Annotated in this window: 17 protein-coding genes; 9 read left to right on the top strand and 8 right to left on the bottom strand. The window is 65.7% G+C overall.

The window, feature by feature from the left end:
• The first annotated feature begins 4 nt into the window (after positions 1 to 4).
• Complete coding sequence (locus tag ACYQ4T_RS21170) at positions 5 to 2,137, top strand: methyl-accepting chemotaxis protein (RefSeq protein ID WP_459858522.1); 2,133 nt, start codon at positions 5 to 7, stop codon at positions 2,135 to 2,137.
• Positions 2,138 to 2,172: 35 nt separating this feature from the next.
• Here ACYQ4T_RS21170 and ACYQ4T_RS21165 read toward each other — a convergent pair whose 3' ends face one another.
• The 5 genes from ACYQ4T_RS21165 to ACYQ4T_RS21145 all read right to left on the bottom strand — a co-directional run bounded on the left by ACYQ4T_RS21165 (position 2,173) and on the right by ACYQ4T_RS21145 (position 8,382).
• Entirely contained in the window at positions 2,173 to 2,586 is a 414-nt protein-coding gene (locus ACYQ4T_RS21165) for a DUF2280 domain-containing protein (protein ID WP_459858519.1), read from the bottom strand.
• Positions 2,587 to 3,178: 592 nt separating this feature from the next.
• Positions 3,179 to 4,819, bottom strand: a complete 1,641-nt coding sequence (locus ACYQ4T_RS21160; protein ID WP_459858517.1) for an ABC transporter ATP-binding protein — start codon at positions 4,817 to 4,819, stop codon at positions 3,179 to 3,181.
• Between the two features lie 15 nt (positions 4,820 to 4,834).
• Complete coding sequence (locus tag ACYQ4T_RS21155) at positions 4,835 to 5,689, bottom strand: ABC transporter permease (protein WP_459858515.1); 855 nt, start codon at positions 5,687 to 5,689, stop codon at positions 4,835 to 4,837.
• Between the two features lie 23 nt (positions 5,690 to 5,712).
• Entirely contained in the window at positions 5,713 to 6,660 is a 948-nt protein-coding gene (locus tag ACYQ4T_RS21150) for an ABC transporter permease (RefSeq protein ID WP_459858513.1), read from the bottom strand.
• A gap of 135 nt (positions 6,661 to 6,795) precedes the next feature.
• A complete protein-coding gene (locus ACYQ4T_RS21145; protein WP_459858511.1) occupies positions 6,796 to 8,382 on the bottom strand; it encodes an ABC transporter substrate-binding protein in 1,587 nt (528 codons plus the stop codon).
• A gap of 511 nt (positions 8,383 to 8,893) precedes the next feature.
• Here ACYQ4T_RS21145 and ACYQ4T_RS21140 point away from each other — a divergent pair.
• The 7 genes from ACYQ4T_RS21140 (at position 8,894) to ACYQ4T_RS21110 (ending at position 15,631) form a co-directional block, all read left to right on the top strand.
• On the top strand, positions 8,894 to 9,886 hold the full coding sequence (locus ACYQ4T_RS21140) for a GlxA family transcriptional regulator (protein ID WP_459858509.1): 993 nt from the start codon (positions 8,894 to 8,896) through the stop codon (positions 9,884 to 9,886).
• Between the two features lie 149 nt (positions 9,887 to 10,035).
• The gene (locus tag ACYQ4T_RS21135) at positions 10,036 to 11,331 is read left to right on the top strand and encodes a DUF2254 domain-containing protein (protein ID WP_459858506.1); all 1,296 of its coding nucleotides are present in this window, start codon (positions 10,036 to 10,038) and stop codon (positions 11,329 to 11,331) included.
• The gene (locus tag ACYQ4T_RS21130; RefSeq protein WP_459858504.1) at positions 11,328 to 12,002 is read left to right on the top strand and encodes a hypothetical protein; all 675 of its coding nucleotides are present in this window, start codon (positions 11,328 to 11,330) and stop codon (positions 12,000 to 12,002) included. The genes ACYQ4T_RS21135 and ACYQ4T_RS21130 overlap by 4 nt, the downstream gene beginning before the upstream one ends.
• A gap of 110 nt (positions 12,003 to 12,112) precedes the next feature.
• The gene (locus ACYQ4T_RS21125) at positions 12,113 to 13,003 is read left to right on the top strand and encodes a beta-keto acid cleavage family enzyme (RefSeq protein WP_459858502.1); all 891 of its coding nucleotides are present in this window, start codon (positions 12,113 to 12,115) and stop codon (positions 13,001 to 13,003) included.
• An 11-nt stretch (positions 13,004 to 13,014) separates the two neighbouring features.
• The gene (locus ACYQ4T_RS21120; protein WP_459858500.1) at positions 13,015 to 13,986 is read left to right on the top strand and encodes an L-carnitine dehydrogenase; all 972 of its coding nucleotides are present in this window, start codon (positions 13,015 to 13,017) and stop codon (positions 13,984 to 13,986) included.
• Between the two features lies 1 nt (position 13,987).
• Positions 13,988 to 14,467, top strand: coding sequence for a thioesterase family protein (locus tag ACYQ4T_RS21115; RefSeq protein WP_459858498.1), 480 nt, complete (start codon positions 13,988 to 13,990; stop codon positions 14,465 to 14,467).
• Between the two features lie 3 nt (positions 14,468 to 14,470).
• Complete coding sequence (locus tag ACYQ4T_RS21110) at positions 14,471 to 15,631, top strand: acyl-CoA dehydrogenase family protein (RefSeq protein WP_459858495.1); 1,161 nt, start codon at positions 14,471 to 14,473, stop codon at positions 15,629 to 15,631.
• A 114-nt stretch (positions 15,632 to 15,745) separates the two neighbouring features.
• Here the strand turns inward: ACYQ4T_RS21110 and ACYQ4T_RS21105 are convergent, their stop codons facing one another.
• Positions 15,746 to 16,390, bottom strand: coding sequence for a GntR family transcriptional regulator (locus ACYQ4T_RS21105; RefSeq protein WP_459858492.1), 645 nt, complete (start codon positions 16,388 to 16,390; stop codon positions 15,746 to 15,748).
• A 261-nt stretch (positions 16,391 to 16,651) separates the two neighbouring features.
• Between ACYQ4T_RS21105 and ACYQ4T_RS21100 the strand changes: the two genes are divergently transcribed.
• The gene (locus tag ACYQ4T_RS21100) at positions 16,652 to 17,407 is read left to right on the top strand and encodes an iron-containing redox enzyme family protein (protein ID WP_459858490.1); all 756 of its coding nucleotides are present in this window, start codon (positions 16,652 to 16,654) and stop codon (positions 17,405 to 17,407) included.
• 54 nt (positions 17,408 to 17,461) lie between these two features.
• Here the strand turns inward: ACYQ4T_RS21100 and ACYQ4T_RS21095 are convergent, their stop codons facing one another.
• Both ACYQ4T_RS21095 and ACYQ4T_RS21090 read right to left on the bottom strand, forming a co-directional pair.
• A complete protein-coding gene (locus tag ACYQ4T_RS21095; protein ID WP_395019987.1) occupies positions 17,462 to 17,908 on the bottom strand; it encodes a helix-turn-helix domain-containing protein in 447 nt (148 codons plus the stop codon).
• A 293-nt stretch (positions 17,909 to 18,201) separates the two neighbouring features.
• Positions 18,202 to 19,011, bottom strand: a complete 810-nt coding sequence (locus ACYQ4T_RS21090; RefSeq protein ID WP_459858486.1) for a glycosyltransferase family 2 protein — start codon at positions 19,009 to 19,011, stop codon at positions 18,202 to 18,204.
• Between the last annotated feature and the right edge of the window lie 8 nt (positions 19,012 to 19,019).

Below are 19,019 nucleotides of genomic sequence, written 5' to 3'. Positions count from 1 at the left end.
GAACATGTCGAACGAAAAGAAGCGGGGCTTCGCGAAGAAGCTCTCGCTGAACGCCAAGATTCTGATCTCCGTCGTCACCGCCTTGGTGGCGGGGCTTGCAATCACGACCTTCTTCATCTCGGATCGCAGCGCGGGGATCACCCGTGACCTCTCCGAGCAGAACGGCAAGCAGATCGCGGCGACGGTCGCCGCCGACGTCCAGCGCGACCTCAATGTCGCCATGCGTGTCACCGAGACGATGCGCGATGCTTTCGTCGGCCTCTACACCGCCGGCAACAAGGACCGGGCAGCCTATCTCGCGATGCTGGAAAGCGCGGTCAAGGCCAATCCGCAATACGTCGCGGTCTGGACCGCCTGGGAACCGAACGCCTTCGACGGCAAGGACGCCGAGTTTGCCAATGCCGACGGCAAGGCGACTTTCCCCGGCGCCAAGGCGCATGACGCTACCGGGCGTTTCGTGCCCTATGTCTTCGCCGCCCCCGGCGGCTTCGATCTCGCCCCGCTGACCGACTACGACAAGCCCGGCGCCGGTGACTATTACTTGCTGGCGCAGAAATCCGGCAAGCAGCAGGTCATTGAGCCTTATGCCTATCAGGTCGGCGACAAGACCGTGATCATGACCAGCCTGGTGACGCCGATCGTGATCGACGGCAAGACGCTGGGCGTGGTCGGCCTCGACCTCGACCTCGCCGCGATCCAGGAGCGGCTGGCCAAGGTCAAGCCGTATGAGACCGGATCGGTTTCGCTGATCTCGGCCGCCGGCAACTGGGCGGCGTTTGGCGATCCGCAATGGGTGATGAAGCCGATCGAGCAGCAATCCCAATCCCTGGCCGCGGCGAAGGACGCGATCATCAAGGGAGAGGTGTTCGAGTTCGCGGATTTCTCCAACAGCCTGCAGACCGACGTGCTCCGCGCCTTCGTGCCGGTCGAGATCGGCACCACCGGTACGCCCTGGTCGGTGATGGTGAACCTGCCGCAGGACAAGATCCTGGCGCCGGCCCGCAACCTCACAACCTCCACCGTCATCGCCGCCGCCATCCTGGTGTTGGTCCTGTCGGGCATCGTCGCCTGGCTGGTCCGCTCGCTGGTAACCCGCCCGGTCGGCGGCCTCACCAAGGCGGTGCAGACCCTGGCCGACGGCAACACCACCATCACCGTTCCCGCCACCGAGCGCGGCGACGAGCTGGGCGTCATGGCCCGCGCCGTCGAGTTCTTCCGCCAGAAGCTGATCGAGATCGATGAGCTTCGGGCCAAGACCGCCGCCGCGGAACAGGAATCCGCCGCGGCGCGCCGCAAGGGCATGCTGGAGCTTGCCGACAGCTTCGAATCCAGCGTGAAGGGCGTCGTCGAGGCGGTCTCCGCCTCCGCCGTCGAGCTCGAAGCCAGCGCCAAGTCGATGTCCTCGGTGGCCGAGGAAGTGACCCGCCAATCGACCGCGGTCTCGGCCGCGACCACCCAGGCTTCTGCCAACGTCTCGACCGTCGCCGCGGCTTCGGAAGAGATGTCGGCCTCGATCGCCGAGATCAGCCGCCAGGTGGCGGCGAGCTCGGGTGCCGCGCACAGCGCGGTCGGCGAGACCGATTCCGCCGCCAACACCGTCCAGGAGCTGGCCAAGGCCGCCGAGGAGATCGGCGACATCGTGCGCCTGATCAGCGACATCGCCGGGCAGACCAACCTGCTCGCCCTCAACGCGACCATCGAAGCCGCCCGCGCCGGCGATGCCGGCAAGGGCTTCGCCGTGGTCGCTTCCGAGGTGAAGAGCCTCGCCACCCAGACCGGCCGCGCCGCCGAGGACATCACCAGCCGCATCCAGCGCATCCAGTCGGTGACCGGCGATGCGGTGAAGGCGATGGACGGCGTGCGCTCGACCATCAGCCGGGTCGAGGAGATCGCCACCACCATCGCCTCGGCGGTGGAGGAGCAGTCGGCGGCCACCCGCGAGATCTCCGGCAATGCCGGCCAGGCCGCCGCGGGCACCGACGAAGTCGCCCGCAACGTCGAGCGCGTGAAGAACGCGGCCGGCGACGCCGGCAGCGCAGCCGGTCAGGTCCTGGAAGCCTCCGGCGAGCTCGCGCAGCAATCCGAGGCGCTGCGGCGCGAGGTGGACTCCTTCATTGCACGGGTGCGCGCGGGCTGACGGACAAGGACCGCCGCCGACGGCGATACGAGCCGCTAGGACGCCGTGTCCTTCGGCGGCTGGTCCTTCGCCGCGGCAGCGGTCCTTTGCCTATCATAGAAGCCGCCGCATTCCTTGGCCGCCAGCACCATGAACTCGGCGGCGTGGAACGGGAAATTGGTATCGATGGCGCGCCGGGCGAACTGGTCGAGCATCCTCAGCCGATAGGCCTTCTGCGCGATGCCGATCATGGAGATGTCGTTCAGAAATCTCTCGCGCGTCACGGCGTGGAGCTCGCACCAGCGCGAAGCCGGCGGATGATTGCCGGCCGGGTTGTACTCGTGAACCTGCTGGCGGGTGATCTCGATGCCGAACCGCGCCTTTACCGCCGCAGCCACCTGGGTGGGCGTTTCGTAGCGCGCCAGGCCGCGCACGATGAACTCCTTGATCTCGTCGGTGAGGATCGCCATCGGTTCTCCGTCCTGTCGGGGCTGGGTCGGGGTTGCAGGTTCCTGTCGGGGTCCGGTCGGGGTCATCGATTCCTGTCGGGGTCCAGTCGGGGTTGCCGATTCCTGTCGGGGTCCGGTCGGGGTTGGGAGCGGGTTTCGGTTCAGCCAGCCGGTGAGGACCTGCGCGAGATCGACCTCGGTGTGGAAATTCGCCCGCACCAAGTCGGCGATCAGGGACGGCGGATCATCCCGGGCCAAGCGTTGAAGGATGAACGCCTCTATCTCGTCGTCGAGGGCGGGCATCGGCGCTTGGCTCGGTCCGGGTTGGATCCTGGTCGCCTGTTCGGTTGGGAGATGCTTTGTCAGTCCAGTCAGTCTCGTGGGCATAGGAGGCCTCTCACGCGAGCGGCGCGCGCGGCGTCGGTCGCATTTGGTTGTGCCGAATGGGGACGCGGCACCGTGGTGCCGGAAAGCACAAAGCTCCGCGAAGCGGCGCTGCAGCAGGCGTCATCGAACTGCGAAGCGCAGTCTAGTTCGTTTTTTGTTCTTTTGCAAGTTTCTCGGGCGAATTCAAGCTCTTAGGCCGAATTCGGAAGGAAAGCGCCCTCGGACCCTACCCGGCCTTGCGCTTGGCGAGCACTTCATCCAGCCATTCGGTGCGCATCTCCGGGACCGAGGAGATCAGGCGCTCGGTATAGGGATGGAACGGCGGGTTGAAGATCTGCGGGGTGGGACCCTGCGCCACGATCTCGCCGCGCAGCATGACCGCGGTGCGGTGCGCGATGCGGCGCACGATGCCGAGGTCGTGGGTGATGAAGAGATAGGCGACGCCCAATTCGTCCTGCAGCTTCTTCAGGAGCTTCAGCACGCCGTCGGCGACCAGCTGGTCGAGGGCAGAGGTCGGCTCGTCGCAGATGATGAGGTCGGGCTCGGCCGCCAGCGCACGGGCGATCGAGACGCGCTGCTTCTGGCCGCCGGAGAGCGCCGTCGAGAGACGGCCGGCATAGTCGACCGGCAGGCCGACCTCGACCAGCAGTTCCGCGACGCGCTTATCGACCTCAGCCTTGGAGCGGCCGAAATAGAGCTGGATCGGCCGGCCGATGATCTCGCCGATGGTCTGGCGCGGGTTCAAGGCCACGTCCGGCTGCTGGTAGATGAACTGGATGCGGCGGAGCTCGTCCTTGCTGCGGTCCTTCAAAGCCGGCGGCAGCTCCTTGCCGTTGAACTTCACCGAGCCGGATTTGCGTGGCAGCAGGCCGAGGATCAGCCGCGCCAGCGAGCTCTTGCCGGAGCCGGATTCGCCCACCACGGCGACCGTCTCGCCCTTGGCGACGTTGATCGAGACATTGTTGACCGCAACGAAGGTCTCGTAGACGCCGACCGCATCCACGACTGAGAGGACCGCGTTGCTCTCGTCCACCGCCTCGAGCTGGCTCAGGTGGTCGGCCTCCTTGCGCTCGGAGACCAGCGCGCGGGCGTAGTCGGTGTTGGGCGCGCCGAGGATCTGCTTGGTTTCGCCGAGCTCGACCATCTTGCCGTGGCGCAGCACCATGATCCGGTCGCTGACCTGGGCGACCACGGCGAGATCGTGGGTGATGTAGAGCGCCGCGGTATTGTATTCGTGAATGAGCTTCTTGATGAGGGCCAGCACCTCGATCTGCGTCGTCACGTCGAGGGCGGTGGTCGGCTCGTCGAAGACCAGGATGTCGGGGCGGCAGGACATCGCCATGGCCGTCATGGCGCGCTGCAGCTGGCCGCCGGAAACCTGGTGCGGATAGCGCTGGCCGAAGGTCTCCGGCTTCGGCAAATCAAGGGCGCGGAACAGCTCCAGTGCCCAGGCCTTGGCCTCTTCGCGGGACATGATGCCGTGCTTGACCGGCATCTCGATCACCTGGTCGATGATCTTGTGCGCCGGGTTGAACGAGGCGGCGGCGCTCTGTGCGATATAGGCGATCCGCCGGCCGCGCATCTCGCGCCGGCCTTCCGCGGAGAGATCGCGGATGCTGACGCCATCGATTTCGACCTTGCCCCCGGTGATGCGACACCCGCCTCGCGAATAGGCCATGGCACCCAGGCCAATGGTGGACTTGCCGGCGCCGCTCTCGCCGATCAGGCCCAAGACCTCGCCGCGCTTCAGTTCCAGCGAGACATTGTCCACCAGCACCAGGCCATGGATCGATTCGATCCGCAGGTCGGTGATCTTCAGCACCTGGTCGGTCTTGCCGGCCGTGCTCGCGCCTTCCGCCATCCCCATGCTGACCGACTCCCCCTACATTTCCGCCGAGGCGCCGGACGGGCGCGCGTTGATCGAGAGGATCCAATCGACGATCAGGTTGACGCCGATGGTCATCAGCGCGATCGCCGCCGCCGGCCAGAGCGGCGCCATGCCGCCGAAGCCCAGCGCCTTGGCATTCTCCTTCACCATGCCGCCCCAGTCGGCCAGCGGCGGCTGCACGCCGAGGCCGAGGAAGGACAAGGCGGCCACGAACAGGAAGTTGAAGCAGAAGCGCAGGCCGAATTCCGAGATCATCGGCGGCAGGGCGTTGGGCAGGATCTCGCGGCGGATGATCCACCAGGTGCCCTCGCCCCTGAGCCGCGCCGCCTCGACATATTCCAGCACCACGATGTTCATGGCGACCGAGCGCGAGAGCCGGAACACGCGGGTGGAATCAAGGACCGCGATCACGAAGACCAGCACCGTCAGCGAGCCGATCACCGAGGTGAACAGCGAGCCGAACAGCGACAGAATGATCAGCGCGAAGATCAGCAGCGGGATCGAGAGCATGACGTCGACGATCCGCGACAGGATCTGGTCCACGATCTTGCCGCCGACCACGGCCCAGAGCCCCATGACGATGCCGATCGCGAAGGAGAGGATGGTCGTCACGAAGGCGATGCCGATGGTGGTGCGGGCGCCGTAGATCACGCGGGTCAGGAGGTCGCGGCCGATCTGGTCGGCGCCGAACCACATGACGGCGGTCGGCGGCGCATAGGATTCCGCAATCGTCTCCGCCTCGCCGTAGGGCGCCACCAGCGGGCCGAACAAGGCCATCAGGATGAAGAAGGCCACGATGGCGATGCCGACCCAGGCGGTGGGCGTCGGTTTGTGTCCGAAGATGCGCATGTTTCCCCGTCCCCTCTTCGGCTCTACCGCGGCTTCCGCAAGCGCGGATTGACCAGGATGCTCAAGACGTCGGCGACCGTGTTCAGGATCACGAAGGCGGCGGCGAAGACCAGGCCGCAGGCCTGCACCACCGGCAGATCGCGCTTGCTGACGCCATCGACCATGAACTGGCCGATTCCCGGATAGACGAACACCGATTCGATGACCACCACGCCGACGATCAGATAGGCGAGGTTCAGCGCCACCACGGTGATGATCGGCGCCGCCGCATTGGGCAGCGCGTGCACGAAGATCACGCGCGCCCGGCTCAGCCCCTTCAGGAAAGCCATCTCGATATAGGGCTGCGACATGATCGCCAGCACCGAGGAGCGAGTCATGCGCAGCATATGCGCGGTCACCAGCAGGGTGAGGCAGACCGCCGGCATGGCCACGACGTAGATCCGCTTGTCGAAGGGCATGCTGTTGTAGACCGTCGCCAGCGACGGGAACCAGCCGAGCTGCACCGAGAAGAAGAAGATGAAGAGATAGCCGAGGAAGAATTCCGGCATCGAGATGGCGGCCAGCGAGACGATGTTCGCGGTCTTATCGACCCACTTGCCTTCCTTGATCGCGGCCAGGATGCCGAGGCCGACCGCAAGCGGCACGGCGATGAGCGCCGCGTAGCCGGCCAGGAACAGCGTGTTGAACAGTTTCGGCGACATGGTCTTGACGATGTCGCGCTTGTTGGTGAGGGCGACGCCGAAGTCGCCCTGGATCGCGCCGCCCAGCCATTGCAGGTAGCGCAGGTAGGCCGGCTGGTCGAGGCCGAGCTCCTTGCGGAACACTGCCACGGTCTCCGGCGTGGCGCCCTGCCCGAGCACCGCCGTGGCGACGTCGCCCGGCAGGATCTCGGTGGCGGCGAAGACGAGGATACTGACGCCGAGCAGCGTCAGCAGTCCGAGGACAACCCGAATCGCAATAGTTCTTCCCATCGCGCCGTCCCCCTTGGACTGCCGATCAACACATCAGGAAATATGAATACCGAGTACCGGCCAGAACAACCGACATCGACACTGGCTCGCGCGCGGAGCCGGGCTTTGGACCCGGCTCCGCCACGATCGGCCCGCTTACGCGAACCAGCCCTTTTCCGCGGCCCGGTTGTCGTCCAGGTCGTAACGGCTGTGCGGCTTGATGCCTGCGACTTTGCTCGAGTAGCCGTCGAGATAGTCGGTGATGGCGAAGCAGATGAAGCCGCCGTCGTCGGCGATCATCTCCTGGGCCTTCCAGTACATCTCCTTGCGCTTGGCCTGGTCGGTCTCGGCGCGGGCCTGCTTGATGAGCGTCTGGAACTCCGGCACCTTCCAGTTGGTGTCGTTCCAGTCCGAGGCCTCGCCGAACACCTGGGTGAACGACTGGTCGGCCGACATGCGACGGCCCCAATACACGGCGCAGAACGGCACCTTGAGCCAGACGTTGTCCCAGTAACCGTCGCCCGAGACCTTCTTCACGTTGAGCGGAACGCCGGCCTTCTTCGCCGACTCCTGGAACAGCTGGGCGCAATCGACCGCCGAGTTCCAAGCGCCTTCCGAGGTCTGCAGATCGATCGGCATGGACACGCCGGCCTTCTTGAAGTGGAAGGCGGCCTTGTCCGGGTCGTACTTCATCTGCGGCATGGCGGTGTTGTAGAACGGGTTCAGGGCGTCGAGGTTGTGGTCGTTGCCCGGAACGGCGAAGCCGCTGTAGACCTGCTCGATGATCTTCTCGCGGTCGATCGCATACTTGAGCGCGGTGCGGAGATCCTTGTTGGTGTAGGGATCGTCGGTCACCCGGGTCACGAAGCAGTAGCGGTTGCCGGTGCCCTTGGTGCGGACGATCTGGAGGTTCTTGTCCTCCATCAGCTTCTTCACGGTGCGCGCGTCGAGGCGGTTGGCCGCGTCGATCTCGTTCGACTGCAGCGCCGCGGTGCGGGCCGCTTGGTCCTGGATGTTGCGGATCTCGACCGCGTCGAAGTTGCCGCGGCCCGGCTTCCAGTACTCGCCGTCGCGCTTCTTGAAGCCCAAACGGACGCCGTATTCCGGATCGCCGTCCAGCTCATAGGCACCGGTGCCGACCAGGTGATCCCAGTCGTTGAAGTCCTTCGGCACCACGATCAGGTGGTAGTCGCCGAGGATGACCGGGAAGTCGGCGTTGCCATCGGCCAGCGTGATCGCGACCTGGTTCTTGTTGAGCGCCTTGATCTCGCTGATCTGCTCGAGAATGCCCTTGGCCGGCGACTTGGTCTCGCCGCGGTGGATCTGGATCGAGTAGATGCAGTCGTCGGCGTCGAGCGTCTTGCCGTTGGAGAAGGTGATGTCCTTGCGGACGTTGAAGATCCACTCCTTGGCGCCGGGCTTCACTTCCCAGCTCTCGAACAGCTCGCCGGTCGGCTGGCCCTTCTCGTCGAACTCGACCAGGTTGTTGCAGACGGTCAGCGACGCATGGATCATCACCGAGTCAGCATAGGTGCGCGGATCGAGCGAGTCCGACGGCGAGCCGCCTTCCATGCCGAGGCGGAACAGACCGCCCTTGTTCGGCGTGGCGGCGTAGCCGGCCGAGCTCAGAATGCCCGAAGCCAGCGTCGTGGTGATGCCAAGGGCGGCCGCGCGACGCATAAAGTCGCGCCGGCTGATCTTTCCCTCAACGGCAGCAAGTTGCAGTTCGTCCCAGCGATTCATGCTCTCCCTCCTGTTTGCCGCAAACGACACTATGTCGGAGCGGCGTCTGTTGCGTGACGGTTTTGCGGGCGAGGCCCGGGCCGTTCTTAATAACCACTATGCAGAAAGACCCAACCCGTCGCAATAAGCCTCAGCCGGCATTCCAAGAACTCACCTACCCATACGCGTTCCTGATGCGCCGCCACCGATAGCACCTGCTTCGTGCCAATCGGATGACTCCCAGATACGCCGCCGCCTCCGGCGCCGGATGCGCAAGCGGCCCGATGCGGAAGCGAAGATGTGCGAAAGCCCGCGGCACCGCCGCGCTGTCGCTCCGCCTGTATTTTCCAAGCCCCTCGGCGAACCCTGTTGCCCCGGGTTCGATCTGCCATCCCTGTGCTTAACCCTTTATGCCGTATGGGTCTGGCGCGATTGCGCAATTGCGACATGGGCGTTAGATTGAGCGACATAGGGTGCCGGGGAGCCCCGAATGTCTCCCGCAACGCCGCAAACGGGACGGGACCTGCCTGCCATGCTGGCCATGCCGGCGATCGAAGCGCCCCAGACGCTGGGATTCCTGCTGCTGTCGCAGTTCTCAATGATGGCCTTCGTCTCCGCCGTCGAGCCGCTGCGCGTGGCCAACCGGCTGGCCGGCCGCGAACTCTATCGCTGGGAGATCGTCTCGCGCGACGGCAAGTCGGTGGAGGCGTCGAACGGCATGTCGCTGGTCGCCGACCGCGCGCTGGACGATGCCCCGCTCTATCCCATGCTGGTGATCTGCGCCGGCTTCGAGCCGGAGCGGCATTACGACCGGCGCATCAAATCCTGGCTGCTGAAGCTCTCCGGCGCCGGCGCCGATCTCGGTGCCATGGACACCGGCAGCTTCATCCTGGCCCGGGCCGGGCTGCTCGACGGCTACCGCGCCACCACCCATTGGGAGAGCCTGGATTCCTTCCGCGAGACCTTCCCCAAGGTCGAGGTCGAGAACGCCCTCTTCATCATCGACCGCAACCGGCTGACCTGCGCCGGCGGCACCGCGGCGCTCGACATGATGCTGCACCTCATATCGCTGCAGCATGGCCACCGGCTGGCGACCGCGGTCTCGGAGCAGTTCATCCATGCCCAGATCCGCGACCCGCTGGACCGCCAGCGCATGGAGCCCCGGGTGCGCCAGGGCATCAGCCATAGCGGCCTCGCCCGCGCCATCGCGCTGATGGAAAGCAATCTAGAGGACCCGCTCGACGCCGAGAAGCTGGCCGACGCCGCCGGCCTGTCGCTGCGCCAGCTCGAGCGGCTGTTCCACAAGCATTTCAACATGGCGCCGCGGCGCTATTACCTCGATCTCCGGCTGCAGCGCGCCCGGGCGCTGCTGCAATATACCGACATGCCGGTGGTCGAGATCGCGGTCGCCTGCGGTTTCGGCAGCGCGGCGCATTTCTCGCGGAGCTACCACGCCTGGACCGGCAAGGCCCCCTCCAGCGAGCGCCGCCGCGTCGAAGCCGGGATCATGCCGGCCTTGCGCTGAGCCGTGGCCGCCCGAGGCCCGCGGCAGGTCAAGCCTAGTCCGCTCCGTTACGGTAAATAGCGCGTCCGTACTCCCCCCTTGGCGCCCGATCGCCTAGTCGTCGAACTGGGTTGCTCGGCTCGGGACCAGGCCGAGGATCGGGGAAGGGCATGCTCTGGAACCAGTGGTACAGCCTGAGAAGCTACGTGCGATCGTCGCTCTGGATCGTGCCGTTTCTGGCCGTGTTGCTCTACGTCGTGGCGATCCGGGTGGTCGGGACGATCGAGGGGCTGGTGCCCTGGCAGCCCGACTGGTTCCTGGGCCCGGCCGGACCGCGGGTGGTGGTCCAGACCATCGTCAACCTCACCCTGACCTTCCTGATCTTCACCCTCGGCTCGCTGCTGGTGGCGATCCAGGTGGCGGGCGGCCAACTCACTCCCCGGATCATCGCCTCCACCCTGCTCAGCAACAACGCGCTGCGCGGCATCATCGGCCTGCTGATTTTCACCTTCCTGTTCGCCATGGGGACCTCGGCCCGGCTGGAGTCGGGGCCGGCCCAGCTTTCCTCGCTGATCGCCGCCCTGCTCGGGCTCGCGTCGCTCGCCGCCTTCCTGTTCCTGATCGACTACGGCGCCCGGATGCTGCGGCCGGTCAGCGTCCTCTGGCTGGTCGGCGAGAAGGGCCGCGCCGCCATCCGCGACGTCTATCCGCAACGCCTGGCGGCGGACGGCGCGCCACCGCGGGCCGGCGCTGCGCTGCCGCCGCCGCGCCAGGTGGTCACCCATGAGGGGCATTCCGCGATCCTGCTGGCGATCAACCTGAAGGCGATCATGGCGCTGGCGCGCCGGGCCGATGCGGTGATCGAGCTGGTGCCGATGGTCGGCGACTTCGTCGGTTCCGACGAGGCGTTGTTCCGGGTCTATGGCGGAAGCGCCCCCGTCGACGAGCGACTGCTGCGCGGGACGGTCGCCTTCGGGCCGGAGCGCACCATCGACCAGGATGCCACCTTCGCCTTCCGGATCGTGGTCGATATCGCGATCAAGGCGCTGTCGGCGGCGATCAACGACCCGACCACCGCCGTGCTGGCGATCGACCAGCTGCAGCGCCTGCTGCGCGCCGTCGGGCTGCGCCAGCTCCGCAACGACGAGAATTACGACCCCGCCGGCGCGCTGCGGGCGATCGCCCGCACCCCGAACTGGGAAGACTTCGTCCATCTGACCTTTGCCGAGATCCGGCTCTATGGCGCGGGGAACTTCCAGATCTCGCGGCGCTTGCGGGCCATGATCGAAAGCCTGATCGAGATCCTGCCGCCGTCGCGCCATCCCGCGCTCCAGCACGAGCTCGAGCTGCTGGACCGTGCCCTCACAAAGCTGCACGAGTTTCCCGAAGACCTCGCCGTCGCCCGCCTTTCCGACCCGCAGGGCCTCGGCGGCCGCTCGGTCGGCAAACCAGCGAATGGAGGATGAAGTTGCGCCGCGGACCGGTCATCCACCGTTATCTCGATCCCGGCGACGCGCTGGGCGAGGTGATGTTCGGCATCATCATGACGCTCACCTTCACTGTCGGCGCGCGCTTCTTCCTCGCCAAGGGCGAGTTCGACCGCCAGGATCTCATCGTCGGCGCGATCGGCTGCAACATCGCCTGGGGCATCATCGATGCCGTGCTCTACGTCGTGGGCAACCTGTTCTTCCGCAGTCAGCGCGCCATGTTCTTCCGCACCTTGCGCGAGACCACCGACGACAAGGCGGCGCTGGCGGCCGTCGCCGATCAGTTCGGGCTGGAGGACCAGCCGCTGAACATCGCCGACGCCGAGCGCGATGAGCTCTACCGCTCGATCCTGGCGCTCGGCCGGCGCGCCACGCCGGCGCGGATCAAGGTCACGCGCGAAGACCTGGTCGCCGCCTTCATCATCTTCGTTCTGGTGACCTTCACCGCCATTCCCTGCGCCATCCCCTTCTTCATCATTGCCGACGAGAGCCTCGCGCTCCGCGTCTCCAACGGCATCCAGGTCGCCCTGCTGTTCATCGGCGGCTACCGCTGGGGTTCCTACACCGACATCGCGCCCTGGAAAGTCGGGCTGACGGTGGCGGTCCTGGGCATCGGCATGTGCATGATCAACGTGGCGCTCGGCGGCTAGGCTTCCCCCGGCGGCTCCCCGGCGGAAACCGACAATGGCTTGTCGGGATTCCTCACGCCATGCCCTCGCCCGGAGCCGACCATCCCGCCACGATTCTTGGGAGGGACAGCATGAACTACGAAGTGATCGTTACCTGCGCGGTGACCGGCGCCGGTGACACCGTCGGCAAGCATCCGGCCATTCCGGTGACGCCGAAACAGATCGCCGACGCGGCGATCGAGGCCGCGAAAGCCGGCGCCACCGTCGCCCATTGCCATGTCCGCGACCCGGAGACCGGCAAGGGCTGCCGCGACGTCAACCTCTACAAGGAGGTGGTGGACCGGATCCGCTCCTCGGGCACCGACATCATCATCAACCTGACCGCCGGCATGGGCGGCGATCTCGAGATCGGGGGCGGCGAGGATCCGTTCAAGTTCGGCAAGGCGACCGATCTCGTCGGCCCGCTGGAGCGCCTGGCGCATGTGGAAGCGCTGCTGCCGGAGATGTGCACGCTCGATTGCGGCACACTCAATTTCGGCGACGGCGACTACACCTATATCTCGACCCCGAACATGCTGCGCGCCGGCGCCAAACGCGTGAAGGAGCTCGGCGTGAAGCCGGAGCTCGAGATCTTCGACACCGGTCACCTGTGGTTTGCCAAGCAGATGGTGAAGGAAGGCCTGTTCGACGGCGCGCCGCTGTTCCAGCTCTGCCTCGGCATTCCCTGGGGTGCGGAAGCCAACACCACCACGATGAAGGCGATGGTCGACAACCTGCCGGACGGCGCGCTCTGGGCCGGGTTCGGCATCGGCCGCATGCAGATGCCGATGGTCGCGCAGGCGATGCTCTTGGGCGGCAACGTCCGGGTCGGCCTCGAGGACAACATCTGGCTCGACAAGGGCGTGCATGCGTCGAACGGGTCGCTCACCGAGCGCGCCTGCGAGATCATCACGCGTCTGGGCGCCCGCCCGCTCACCCCGGCGGAAGGCCGCAAGAAGCTCGGCCTGAAGGCCAGGAACTGAGGTTTGAGATCATGGCATTGATTGCAGCGAAGGATATCAAGACCGCCGCCATCCTCGGCGCCGGCGTCATCGGCAGCGGCTGGGCCTCGCGTTTCCTGGCGAATGGTCTGGATGTGGTCGCCTGGGATCCCGGCAAGAATGCCGAAGCGACCCTGCGCGCCAACGTCGCCAATGCCTGGCCGGCGCTGACCAAGGTCGGCCTGAAGCCCGGCGCCTCGCAGGACCGGCTGAAATTCGTCTCGACCATGGAAGAAGCGGTGAAGGATGCCGACTTCGTCCAGGAAAGCGCGCCGGAGAACGAGGCACTGAAGGTGAAGATGCACGCCCAGGCGACCGCGGCGGCAAAGCCCGGTGCGATCTTCGGCTCTTCGACCTCGGGCCTGCTGCCGTCGGACTTCTACAAGGAAGCGAAGCACCCGGAGCGCTGCCTGGTCGGCCATCCGTTCAACCCGGTCTATCTCCTGCCGCTGGTCGAGGTCTGCGGCTCGAAGTGGACCACGGACGAGGCCAAGCAGATCGCGATCGAATTCTACAAGTCGCTCGGCATGCGACCGCTTCACGTGCGCAAGGAAGTCCCGGGCTTCCTCGCCGACCGCCTGCTCGAGGCGGTCTGGCGCGAAGGCATGCATATGATCAACGACGATTACTGCACCACCGGCGAATTGGACGACGCGATCCGCTTCGGCTTCGGCATCCGCTGGTCGTTCTTCGGCATGTACATGATCTATCACATGGCGGGCGGCGACGCCGGCATGCGCCACTTCCTGGCCCAGTTCGGCCCGGCGCTGGAACTGCCCTGGACGCATTTGAAGGCGCCGAAGCTGACCGACGAGATCATCGACAAGATCGTCGACGGCACCGAGAAGCAGGCCGGCACGCATTCGATCAAGGAGCTGGAGCGGCTGCGCGACGACTGCATCATCGACGTGATCGCCGCGATCACCAACGCGAAGGCGCGGCACGGCTGGAAGTACGAGGATTAATGTGGCGCTCCTCACGCTTCATCGCGCGGTCGTGCAGCCCGGTTGGGTGGATTACAACAACCACTTGAACGACGGCTATTACACGGTGATCTTCAGCGATGCGACCACCGCGCTGATGGCACATATCGGCCTCGGGCCGGAAGAGCGCGCGGCCACCAACCACACGCTGTTCACCCTCGAGATGCACACCAATTACATGCTCGAGGTGAAAGGCGGCGCCGAGGTGCGGATCGACACGCAGCTCATTGCCTATGATGCGAAAAGGCTGCACATCTTCCACACCATGCACCGCGGCAACGAGGCCGAGATCGTCGCCACCAACGAGCAGATGCTGATGTCGATCGACATGAGCGGACCGAAGGGCGCGCCCTGGCTGCCGCCGGTGCTGGGCCGGATCGACGACATCTGGCGCCTGCACCGGGACCTGCCGCGGCACAAGAACGCCGGCCGTTCGATCGGGCTACCGCCGAAGAAGGACTGAGCCATGGATTTCGGCCTCACCGAAGAGCAGCGCATGCTGGTGGACACGGTCCGCGCTTTCGTCGACGCGGAGCTGGTGCCTCACGAGAACGAGGTCGAGAAGACCGACGCGGTGCGGCCGGAGCTGATCCAGCAGATCCACGAACGCGCCCAGGCGACCGGGCTCTATGCCGCCAACATGCCGGAGGAACTCGGCGGCGGCGGGCTCGACCATGTCGCCTTCACCCTGATGGAGCGCGAGCTGGGGCGCACCAGCTTCGCCCTGCAATACGCGGTGCACCGGCCGAGCAACATCCTCAGGGCCTGCAACGCAGAGCAGCAGCAGCGCTACCTGCTCCCCACGATCCGCGGCGAGCGGATCGAATGCCTCGGCATCACCGAGCCCAATGCCGGCTCGGACGTGAAGTCGATGGCGACGCGCGCGGTGCAGGACGGCGACGACTTCGTCATCACCGGCACCAAGCATTTCATCTCCTATGCCGATGTCGCCGACTACATCATCCTGTTCGCGGCTTCCGGCGTGCAGGACACCCCGCGGGGACCGAAGAAGCTGATCACCAGCTTCCTGATCGACAAGGACACGCCGGGCCTGACCGTCACCAAGGGCTCGCGCTCGGTCAGCCATCGCGGCTTCCACCACTGCGAGCTCGCCTTCGACAAGGCGCGGGTGCACAAGCGCCAGGTGCTGGGCGAAGTGCACAAGGGTTTCGACGTCGCCAATACCTGGCTCGGCGCCACGCGATTGACCGTCGCGGCACAATGCGTCGGGCGTGCACAAAGGGCGCTGGAGATGGCGACGCAATGGGCCGCCACGCGCAAGCAGTTCGGCCAGGCCATCGGCAAGTTCCAGGGCACCTCGTTCAAGCTCGCCGACATGGCGACCGAGATCGAATGCGCGAACCTGATCGTGCTGCAGACCGCCTGGAAGACCGAGCAGGGCACGGCGCAGGACCAGGATTATGCGATGGCCAAGCTGTTCGCGACCGAGATGCTGGCGCGAGTCACCGACAACGCGGTGCAGATCTTCGGCGGCATGGGGCTGATGGAGGAGACCGGCGTCGAGCGCCTCTGGCGCGACGCGCGGGTCGAGCGGATCTGGGACGGCACCTCGGAGATCCAGCGCCACATCATCTCGCGGGCGCTGCTGCGGCCGCTGGAGAACTGACTTCAATCGTCATGCCCGGGCGCAGCGGACGAATGCCCGCATTCGCGGACGGGGCCGCGCATCTGGTTCCAAGCTGCGCGAGATTGCCGGGTCAAGCCCGGCAATGGCGGTGGATTATTGCCGCGCCGTCCGGACCACGCGGTCCTTGGCGACCGCGAGATCTTCCTTCAGCCAGGCGACCGCCGCTTCGATCTTGCGCTGCTCGACCAGTTCCATCAACGCCATCTCGTCGCCGGCCCAATCGTCCATGACGCCGTACTGCCCCCACTGCGGCAGCAGATAGCGCACCAGAAGATTGTGGTGTTGCTCGATCAGCGCGAGCAGGCGCGGCCGCCCCGCGCGGCGATACAGGGCGCGGTGGAAGTCCCAGTGGTCGGCGACCACCTGGCGGAGATCGCGGGTCTTGCCCGACCGCGCCAGTGCTTCGCGCGCCGCCGCGAAGTCGGCTTCCGTGAGGTGCGGGATCGACAGTTCCAGCGCGCGCGGCTCGAGCAGCGTGCGCAGGTCCATGATCTCGATGAAGTCCTCGTTGTTCGTCGGTGCGACGACGATGGTCTTGCTGCCCTCCTGGACCACCAGGCCTTCGGCCAGCAGCATCTTCACCGCGTCCCGCGCCGGCATCGGCGAGAAGCCGAACTTCGCCGCAAGGTCGCGCTGGGTGACCCGGGTATGCGGCGCGAGCTCGCCGGAAAGAATCTGTTCGCGCAGCGCCTGGGCGATGGTCTGCGCGGTGTTGAGGGTTGCTGGCTCACCGGACATCGGCTGGCGCGCTCCTGGGACTATACACCTTGAATGGTCTCGCCTAAAACGGGCATACCCCAGTCATGTGATATACCAAGGTTGCAACTTCGTCCAGCATGGATCACCTCGCTGCACCAGCGAGGTGAGATAACAAGTTGAACTTCAACGTTTTTCAAACCCATGCAGGAGCACTATCCCATGAATGATTCAACCGGTCTTTCGACCGTCCCGAGCCAATCAAATCAGGCTTTTACGCCTATTTCCGCTCCAGAGACCGAGGTGGAGTCGGCCACCCTCCGGATCGAGTCCCATCCCGGCATGTTCGCACTCCGGCGTTTCGGGGAGCAATTGCGCAAGCGGCCGCTCGATGCCGCGGGTCTCCAGCTCTTCTTTGCCTCGACCGGGGAGTTCTTCCGCGAGGTGCCGGGCGGGATTCTCGCGCTGGCGTTGCGGCTGACCGACGACTGGATGCCGCAGGCGCGGTTCGGCGCCGTCGAGAAGGGCGCGCAGATCCTCTATTCCGCGGTGGACGAGTTCGGCCTGCACCAGCTACGGCGCGGCGTGCAGGCTTCGCATCACGCCTTCTTCCTCGATACCGCGGCGGCCTTCGGCGTGACGCGGGCCGCACTGGACGATCCGGTCGGGATTACCCAGGCCGCCCGAGAGATGGCGGCGCTGACCGCCCTCTTCTATCGCCGCCGTCCGCTCGGTGAGAGCCTCGGCTTCCACCTGGCCTCGGAATTGACCTCGGATGTCGAATTCACGCTCTGCCTCGAGGGGCTGCAGGCGCATGCGGCGCATTACGGCCTCTGCGGACCGGACGATCCGAAGCTCGGCTTCTACTTCATCCACACCCAGGTCGAGCCGATGCATGGCGCGAGCAGCCGCACCGCCGTCCGCGATTATCTGACGCGGCGGCCCGACTGCACGGCCGAGATCACGGCCGGCGCCGACGCCTTCATGGACGGTTATGGACGATTCTTCGCCACGCTGACCGAGCTGATCAGCGCGCCGACCTTGCAGAAGGTCGCCTAGTTTTCCGGAGAGTTGCGGGGCGCGCCGGCGGAAGCCGGCGCGCCGCCAACGTCGTCAGGCCGAGCGCGCGAGGGCGCGGGCGAGATCGGTGATGCGCTTGCGCACCGCTTGGTCGGGGATCTTGTAGTAGGCGCGGACCAGTTCCAGGGTCTCGCGGCGCGCCATCGGGTCGTGCTCCTCGCCGGGCAGGCTCGGCGCCGCGCCGTGCAGCTGGCCGGGACTCTGGCTCTCGACGCCGGCGCTCATTTCCTCGAAGAAATAGCGAATCGGAACGTCGAGCACCCGGGAGAGGTCGAACAGGCGGCTCGAGCTCACGCGGTTGGTGCCACGCTCGTACTTCTGGACCTGCTGGAAGGTCAGTCCGATCTGCTCGGCGAGCCGCTCCTGGCTCATGCCGAGCAGGGTCCGGCGGAGCCGGATACGGTTGCCGACGTGCACGTCGATCGGATTGGGGAAGCCCTTGCTGGCCATGCGGCCGGAGGACTTGCGCTTGCGCACCATAATCTTCTCTCCCTCAGACTGTCTGCGACACCACGTGCCGAGAACAATGAACAAAACCGGACATTCAGCTCGATCGCGGAGGTCGATCGGTCATCCGATCGAGTCGATCCTGCGGGTCCTGATCCCTCTCCGATCGATCAAGTGCCGAACGCGGCGCGTCGGATTCGTCGACGCCGTGGGGTTATACGTTCAATCCAACGGCAACCGGCGGTTACACTATGACAAGACCAAGTCGGGCTTGCAAAAAAAATCGCGACTGTTTCGCCAAGAAATTGCAAATCCCCGAATCCGTCTCACAGCTTGAGGCTGAAGATATAGTTTTGATATTTCAAAAGAGGATCGGCCGCACGGGCTTGCAGGAATCTGTCATTCATTTCCGCCCAGGACTCGAAGACGGCGACGGCATCGGCGCGATGCTGCGAACCAATCATGGTTCGTCCTGCCGCGATCTTATCGATGATTGTCGCGTAATGCTTTCCGATATCTCCAATGAAGGAAGCGCTGCGGGTCGCGGATTGAGCGCGCGAACACAGGATGTAGACTGCTTCCGGCACGTAGGGCGCCACACCGCCGACCTGCGACAGCGTCTCCATGTCAAACAGGACGTCCTCGGCGAAGAGATTGCGCCAACCGCGATCCGAGCCGCGACGGGCGATGCCGTGAAACGAGCCGAAGGCACGCGCGAAGACTGAAAAATTTGCCGGACCGCGGTAGTTTTGCGATGGAATAGACCGCAACTCTCGATCGTTTTCGTCCAGAACCGAGGTTCTACCGAACGCGGCACCAATGGGCGCCGCTGCGCGCATCAGAGCACCGAGATAATTCCGCGACCAGAGATCGTCGGCATCGAGCAGCGCGATCCATTCCCCCTTCGCCGCGGCGAGTGCGCGGTTGCGCGCCGGGCCAGGGCCGGTCGGCGCCGGCACGCCGTCGAGCACGCGGATCCGCGGATCGCGCTTGGCGAAAGCCGCATAATCCGCCGGCTCGTCCGGCGCGATGACGATCTCGAAGTCGGAGAAGTCCTGGGCGAGCACGCTGTCGATCGCCGCGCCCAACGTATCATGGGCGTCGAGCGCGGCGATGATGACGGAAACAGCGGGCATGCGGGCGG

The organism is Dongia sp. agr-C8, from assembly GCF_054658695.1.
Note: the sequence above shows the minus strand (reverse complement) of the source record. Positions and strands in the feature narration are given on the sequence as shown.

Bases quoted from the DNA above. Each gene is read 5' to 3' on its own strand.
- ACYQ4T_RS21165 (WP_459858519.1), bottom strand. From the start codon at position 2,586: ATGGCGATCCTCACCGACGAGATCAAGGAGTTCATCGTGCGCGGCCTG.
- ACYQ4T_RS21125 (WP_459858502.1), top strand. From the start codon at position 12,113: ATGAACTACGAAGTGATCGTTACCTGCGCGGTGACCGGCGCCGGTGAC.
- ACYQ4T_RS21140 (WP_459858509.1), top strand. From the start codon at position 8,894: ATGCTGGCCATGCCGGCGATCGAAGCGCCCCAGACGCTGGGATTCCTG.
- ACYQ4T_RS21170 (WP_459858522.1), top strand. From the start codon at position 5: ATGTCGAACGAAAAGAAGCGGGGCTTCGCGAAGAAGCTCTCGCTGAAC.
- ACYQ4T_RS21120 (WP_459858500.1), top strand. From the start codon at position 13,015: ATGGCATTGATTGCAGCGAAGGATATCAAGACCGCCGCCATCCTCGGC.
- ACYQ4T_RS21105 (WP_459858492.1), bottom strand. From the start codon at position 16,390: ATGTCCGGTGAGCCAGCAACCCTCAACACCGCGCAGACCATCGCCCAG.
- ACYQ4T_RS21135 (WP_459858506.1), top strand. From the start codon at position 10,036: ATGCTCTGGAACCAGTGGTACAGCCTGAGAAGCTACGTGCGATCGTCG.
- ACYQ4T_RS21130 (WP_459858504.1), top strand. From the start codon at position 11,328: ATGAAGTTGCGCCGCGGACCGGTCATCCACCGTTATCTCGATCCCGGC.
- ACYQ4T_RS21145 (WP_459858511.1), bottom strand. From the start codon at position 8,382: ATGAATCGCTGGGACGAACTGCAACTTGCTGCCGTTGAGGGAAAGATC.
- ACYQ4T_RS21150 (WP_459858513.1), bottom strand. From the start codon at position 6,660: ATGGGAAGAACTATTGCGATTCGGGTTGTCCTCGGACTGCTGACGCTG.
- ACYQ4T_RS21160 (WP_459858517.1), bottom strand. From the start codon at position 4,819: ATGGGGATGGCGGAAGGCGCGAGCACGGCCGGCAAGACCGACCAGGTG.
- ACYQ4T_RS21155 (WP_459858515.1), bottom strand. From the start codon at position 5,689: ATGCGCATCTTCGGACACAAACCGACGCCCACCGCCTGGGTCGGCATC.
- ACYQ4T_RS21110 (WP_459858495.1), top strand. From the start codon at position 14,471: ATGGATTTCGGCCTCACCGAAGAGCAGCGCATGCTGGTGGACACGGTC.
- ACYQ4T_RS21095 (WP_395019987.1), bottom strand. From the start codon at position 17,908: ATGGTGCGCAAGCGCAAGTCCTCCGGCCGCATGGCCAGCAAGGGCTTC.
- ACYQ4T_RS21090 (WP_459858486.1), bottom strand. From the start codon at position 19,011: ATGCCCGCTGTTTCCGTCATCATCGCCGCGCTCGACGCCCATGATACG.